This window comes from Calditrichia bacterium, from assembly GCA_020634975.1.
Taxonomy (GTDB): Bacteria; Calditrichota; Calditrichia; order RBG-13-44-9; family J075; genus JACKAQ01.
Genome location: JACKAQ010000001.1, coordinates 3,531,930 through 3,537,981 on the forward strand (window position 1 = coordinate 3,531,930; position 6,052 = coordinate 3,537,981).

At 47.0% G+C, this 6,052-nt stretch carries 4 protein-coding genes; 3 read left to right on the forward strand and 1 reads right to left on the reverse strand.

Going from position 1 to position 6,052, the window contains the following annotated elements; genetic code table 11:
• Positions 1-59 precede the first annotated feature (59 nt).
• On the forward strand, positions 60-722 hold the full coding sequence (locus H6629_14215; GenBank protein ID MCB9068949.1) for a CoA pyrophosphatase: 663 nt from the start codon (positions 60-62) through the stop codon (positions 720-722).
• A gap of 33 nt (positions 723-755) precedes the next feature.
• On the opposite strand, the gene H6629_14220 is transcribed toward H6629_14215, so the two are convergent.
• Positions 756-1,382: a molybdenum cofactor guanylyltransferase gene (locus tag H6629_14220; GenBank protein MCB9068950.1), complete on the reverse strand. Its 627-nt coding sequence runs from the start codon at positions 1,380-1,382 to the stop codon at positions 756-758.
• Here H6629_14220 and H6629_14225 point away from each other — a divergent pair.
• Complete coding sequence (locus tag H6629_14225) at positions 1,373-2,092, forward strand: cyclase family protein (protein MCB9068951.1); 720 nt, start codon at positions 1,373-1,375, stop codon at positions 2,090-2,092. The two genes, H6629_14220 and H6629_14225, sit on opposite strands and share 10 nt — an antisense overlap.
• Positions 2,093-2,439: 347 nt before the next feature.
• Positions 2,440-6,052, forward strand: a 3,613-nt coding sequence (locus H6629_14230) for a PAS domain S-box protein (protein ID MCB9068952.1), incomplete at its 3' end; no start/stop codon positions are given.

A 6,052-nucleotide genomic window follows, 5' to 3' on the forward strand; every position in this document is an offset into this window, starting at 1 on the left:
CACCTGAAAATGGGCACGAATTTATTTTTCATAAACGCAAGAAAAAACAAGTGATTACAATGGAATTTAATGCCGCTGTTTCGCAAATCAAACAGGTGTTGAACGGACGTACTCCCCGTGAGTTGCAGATTCCCGGTTTTCTGCCGGCTGCCGTCGTGCTGCCGTTTTTCAATAAAAACGGTGAAGCCCATATTTTGTTCACCATGCGATCGGAAAAGGTGCTGCACCACAAAGGGCAGGTCTCTTTTCCCGGCGGCGCGTGGGAGGAACAGGATAGCACATTGGCGGAAACCGCGTTGCGGGAAACCGACGAAGAAGTGGGCATCCCGCCGGAGCAGCTCCGGATTCTCGGGCAGCTCGATGATTTTCCGACAATCACCGATTTTTTGGTGACGCCTTTTGTGGCAACCATGCCGTATCCCTATCCTCACAACATCAGCGCGGACGAAGTCGCCGAATTGCTGGAAGTACCGCTAAGTTTGTTTCTCACCGACGAATTTTTTGAGATGAAAGAAAAGACATTCGGCGATAAAGTGTATCCGGTTTATTACTATTATTTTAAACACGCGGTAATTTGGGGTGTGACCGGATTCATCATCAATCGATTTGTGGAACTGGTGTTCGGTTACAATCCCGCCGGAAAAAGCATCCTCAGTGATCCCCGGAACGAAGCATATTTGCAGGAAAATATTTATCGGCGTGGCATAAAAAAGCGCAGTTAAATCTCACTAAAATAATCTGTAAATCGTTACCAATCAACTATTTGGTTGTTGAAAATTTGCGGCAATTTCTGCCAGATCCGATGGCGTGTTAATGTTGGTGAACAGCTGCGTACGGTAATCCGGCAACGCAACAGTCATATCTACAAATGTTGCGTCCAATGCAGAAAGCAGCTGATGCAGCGCAAAATTTTCTTCCGCCAGCGCATCCCGGAACGGCTGCCGCGACAGCGCGGAAACCGGCCACACGGAAACCAGCGGTTCTTTTCCGCGATGCGAGGTTGCAACTACCGGCGTTTCTGCCAGATTTGCCAACAGCGCATCGTAAACGCTGCGGCTCAGCAGCGGCATATCGCAGGGAATGAATGCGACCCAATCCGTTTCGGCAATTTCCAGCGCGGCGGTTATCCCGGCGAGCGGACCAGTGCCGGGGTTGGCATCGCGGATAACCGGCAACCCGGCGCGGGAATAAACGTTGACATCGTTACAGCTGAGCTGTATTTTTGGGGCGATTTGTTGCGCCAGCGATATGGCAATTTCCAGCAACGATTTGCCGTTGAAAATAGCCAACGCTTTTGGCGCGCCAAAACGGGTGCTGTTGCCACCGGCTAAAATGACGGCAGACAGATTGATTTTCGGATGCCGGGTTGTGGGTGAAGTCATATTTTACCGTGATTTTCAGCGCAAAATTTACCGAAGATTTCCCAAACGATCAAGTTGAAATCCCCATGAAATTACAATTCGAACAAATTTTTGATATCAGCGTCCGGTTGGGTGAGGAGTCCATCACTTTCCCCGGCGACCCCGCGTTTGAGCGCGAAGTGCTGATGAATATTCCCGAAAGCGGCATTTGCGAACTGAGCGGTTTGCGAATGAGCGCGCATTCCGGGACGCACATCGATATGCCGTCGCATTTCATCGAAAAGGGCAAACGGCTGGGAGACTACGCACCTGCAGAATTTATTTTTTCCGCAACGGTGGTGGAAATTGATAGCCCGGAAGCCATTTTCGCAGCGGATGTTCACGCGGCATCGCCGGAACCGGGAACTGCGTTGCTGTTCAAAACCGCAAATTCCCTGACAGGTTCCTGTTGCAACGGAAAATATACCAAGGATTATGTGTATCTTTCCGCAGATGCAGCAAATGCATGCGTTGAGAAAAAAGTGGCGTTAGTGGGCATCGATTATATTACCATAGAAGATCCCGATGATCCGGATTTTCCGGCGCACCACGCGGTGCTCGGCAACGGTATTTTCATTTTGGAGGGCGTTAATTTACGCGATGTGCCCGCAGGAAAATACACCTTGATTGCGTTGCCGCTCAACATTCCCGATGGTGAGGCATCGCCGGTCAGGGCCATTTTACTGCGTTAAAAAAGCCAATATTCCACTAACTTTTCCGGCATCAACATGGTTATATTGAGAATGCAATTACAATCAAGGGTGGCGTAAGTTTTCAATTTGGCAAGCTGCGCATTGCGGATGTTGGGATGATCCGTTACTGGCAAATGGGGTTCAAATTTACCATTTCCCGGTGGTTTTTTGTTTGGCGCCGACAATTGCCGGTAAAATCGCAGGTCATGCTTTCGGAACTGCCTACCATAACAGAATGATCATTTGAGGGTGGAGCATTCACGTTTATGACAGGATTTCGCTGTTTTCCGATACCTCAAATTTTTAAAACCAATCCATTTGCAAAATCAACAAAACGACGCAAAACGGTGTGCTTTGCCCAATTGGCATCCGTTTTTTGGGTGAGCAATACATTTGCGGCATCTGCATTTGTTGATTGGGAAGCCATTTCCGGATTTTTCTGGTTGCGTTTGGTAGTGGTAATTGTGGCAGGATTGATCGGTTATCTGGTGTATCGCTGGCGGCTTTCCGGCATCAAAGCCCATAACCGGCAACTGAAAGCGGAAATAGAAAATCGCGAAAAAGTGGAAAAAGAGCTGGATAACCGGCTGATTTTTGAATCGACACTCACGGAAATTTCCCAACGGTGTATCAACCTGAATCTGGAAAATGCAACCCAACTGATTAACGCATCGCTGCAAGATGTTGCCCGTTTTCTGGAAACTGATTGTTGCGCTATTTACAAAATCAGTCCTGATATGCAACAATTGGTTCGGGAATACATTTGGTACAAACCGTCGTTCAGCGAAGTTATGAATAGTTCCGTAACGATTGATATTCAAAAACATCCCATTTTCAGTGAAATTTTAGACGACGCCAAACCCTTTGTAATTAATGATTTAAATACGTTAAAATTATCGCTCTGCAACGACGGTCTGTTCTCAACAGAGGTGCAATCTTTTTTTGCGGTGCCCCTCATCGATAACAACAAAAAATTGGGAATCCTGATTGGCGCAACAGATAAACCGTCTGTCGGTTGGTCACAAAACACAATCAATCAATCGTTTATTATTGCGCGGGTTTTTGCGATGGCGTTGTTGAATATCAAACGGCAGTTGCTCAGCCGGGAGCGCGAGGCGTATGCCAATATATTGTCGCGAATCTCCACCCGGTTTATCAATATGAATTCGGATGTTGCGAACGAAGCTATCGGTCAAAGCCTTGTCGAATTGAGTGAATTTTTGGGTGCAGGCAGATGCTCAATTTACAAAATAAATGCAGATGAGGCGTTTCTCGAACGCTTTTTTGAGTGGCGAAAAACGGACGTTCCGGATTTTGACGATGCCGGAAAATGGCTGTTGCTTAATGAAAACCAATGGTATTTCCAACAGATCCGAACCGGGGAACCATTCATTTTCAAACCATCTATCGCGGCGCGGGGCGATATCAATTGGCAAATGGGTACCGAACCCGAAATCCGCTCCAGTATCGTCATTCCGATGTTGATTGAAGAGCAGTTGGTGGGACATATCGCGTTCGATTTTTCCGTTGAAAAACAGATGCTCGGCGATCTGCAACAGCGATATTTCAAGTTAGTTGGGGAAATGTTTGTGAATGCCGTCGCCCGCTGGCAATATCAATTGGAAAAAGAGGAGCAGTTGGCTTTCGAACGGCTGCTATCGGAAATTTCCACTGTATTTATCAAACACGACCATTCGCAGGTTGATCAGGGCATCGAAATTGCTTTGGAGAAACTCGGCAATTTCTGCAAAGTGGATCGCTGCACGCTATTTTTGGCAAGTTTAGATTTAAAGCAGCCGGAACGGGTTTACCAATGGGCAGCGCCGAACGTTCCGGATAATTATCCGGTGGTTTCATCAATCAAAATTTCCGACCTGCCGCAATATATCCGGAAATTTAAATTTGGGGAAACCGTTATCATTTCCGAACGGAATGATATCCCGGAGACCGCAACTGAAGAAATACAGTTATATGACAAATTGCTGGCAAAGTCGCTATTTGTAATTCCGCTAAAAATTTATTCGGAAATTTACGGCTATTTTGGGTTAAGCACGTATTTTGAAACCCGCAAATGGTCAAAAATATGGATTTCCAGAGCCACGCTGATTGCGGAAATTTTTGCCAATGTGGTGCATCGTCGGCGCATGGAAATTGCGTTTAAAGAAAGCACCGAATTTCTTGGCTTGGCAATGGTAACCGCAAAAATGGGCACCTGGACGGTCGATTTGGTCAATGACAAAGTTTTCTGGTCCCGGGGGGCGTTCAAATTATACGGTTTACCGGAAAACGGACCGGTGCCAAGTTTTGAAGTGTTTTTGGAACAGATTGAGCCGGAATTTCGAGATCGAATAATAAATCGGTGGGACAAAATTTTCAATGAAAAAATAACCAGTCATTCGGATGAATTTAGGGTGATTTGGCCAAACGGCGAACGGCACTGGATAGAGGATCGGGTGCAGGTGCATTATAATAAAGACGGTTTGCCGGAACGGATTACCGGCATTTGTTTGAACATTGATAAACGCAAAGAAGACGCACGAACCATCCAATCCGGTGAACAGGTTATCGAATCTCTGGTGAAATATGTTGAAATTGGTTTGATGCTGGTTTCGCATGATTCCAATGTGATTCATTATAATGATAAAGCGTTAAAATTGCTGGACTTAACACCTGAGCAACTAAAAGGGAAAGAACCTTATCCCGCGGGCTGGAAACTGATGTATGAAGATGGTCGCGAGCTAATGCCCGACGAACTGCCCGTGCGAAAAGTGCTGGAATCGCGGGAGCCGGAGCGCAATCTGGCGTTGCAAATTGTGCACGATAAAAAACCGGAGCCAACATGGGTTTTGGTGAACGCAGTGCCGCAAATGGATGCAAATGGAGATATCCGGCATATCATTTACAGCTTTTCGGACATCACCCGCAGAAAGGAAGCCGAAGAATTTTTTAAAACGGAGCGTGACCGGTCGGAAATGTATTTCCAGACTGCCGGCAGCATTTTGGTGGTGCAGGCGATGGATGGAACGGTTATCAAAATTAACCGCAAAGGCTGTGAAATTCTGAAAATGAGCTGTGAAGAAATTATCGGGAAAAACTGGTTCACCCATTTTATTTCGGAAAGTTACCGCAAAGGTGCCCGCTTTTTGTTTGATGAACTGGTTTCCGGTCAGCTCGAAAATATTGAATATACGGAATTTGCGTTGGTCAATCGTATTGGCGAAGAGCGGTTGATTACCTGCAACAGCACGGTAATCCGCGATCCGAACGGAAAAATAATCGGTGTGCTCAGCTCCGGCGAGGACATCACCCAGCGACGCCATAACGAAGCCGAGCTGGCAAATTACCGCTATGAACTGGAACAACTGGTTGAACAGCGCACAGATGCGCTCGAAGAAGCACAAAAAGAATTGCTGATCAAAGAAAAGCTGGCAACGCTGGGTCAATTGATTGCTGTGGTCAGTCACGAATTGCGCAATCCACTCGGTGCCGTTCGCAGCTCCTTTTTTGTGGTAAAGGAGCGTACGGTCGGTCACGAACTGGGTATCGAAAAAGCGTTGGTGCGGGCGGAACGCAATATTGTCCGCTGCGACCGCATAATTGAGGAATTGCTGGATTACACCCGCAGACCCCAAAATTATTTCCAGAAAACAACCGTGGACCGATGGCTGGATAGTTTGCTCAGCGAATACGTTCTGCCGGAAAATGTTGTGTTGGTTTGCGATTTCTCTGCCGGGTGCAGCGTAAATATCGACCGGGAACGGTTTCACCGATGTGTTACCAATGTGCTGGATAACGCCTGTGCTGCAATGGCCAGTGCCGATGCCGCAATCGATAAACCCGGAATCCACCCGGATGAGCTTTTTGTTTCAACCCACGCTGACGGTCAATCTGTCACCATTACCATAACAGATTCCGGGTGCGGCATTCCTCAAAAACAGATCGATAAAATTTTTGAACCGT

Excerpts from the sequence above, each read along its gene's own strand:
- H6629_14220 (MCB9068950.1), bottom strand. The coding sequence starts at position 1,382 with ATGACTTCACCCACAACCCGGCATCCGAAAATCAATCTGTCTGCCGTC.
- H6629_14215 (MCB9068949.1), top strand. The coding sequence starts at position 60 with ATGGAATTTAATGCCGCTGTTTCGCAAATCAAACAGGTGTTGAACGGA.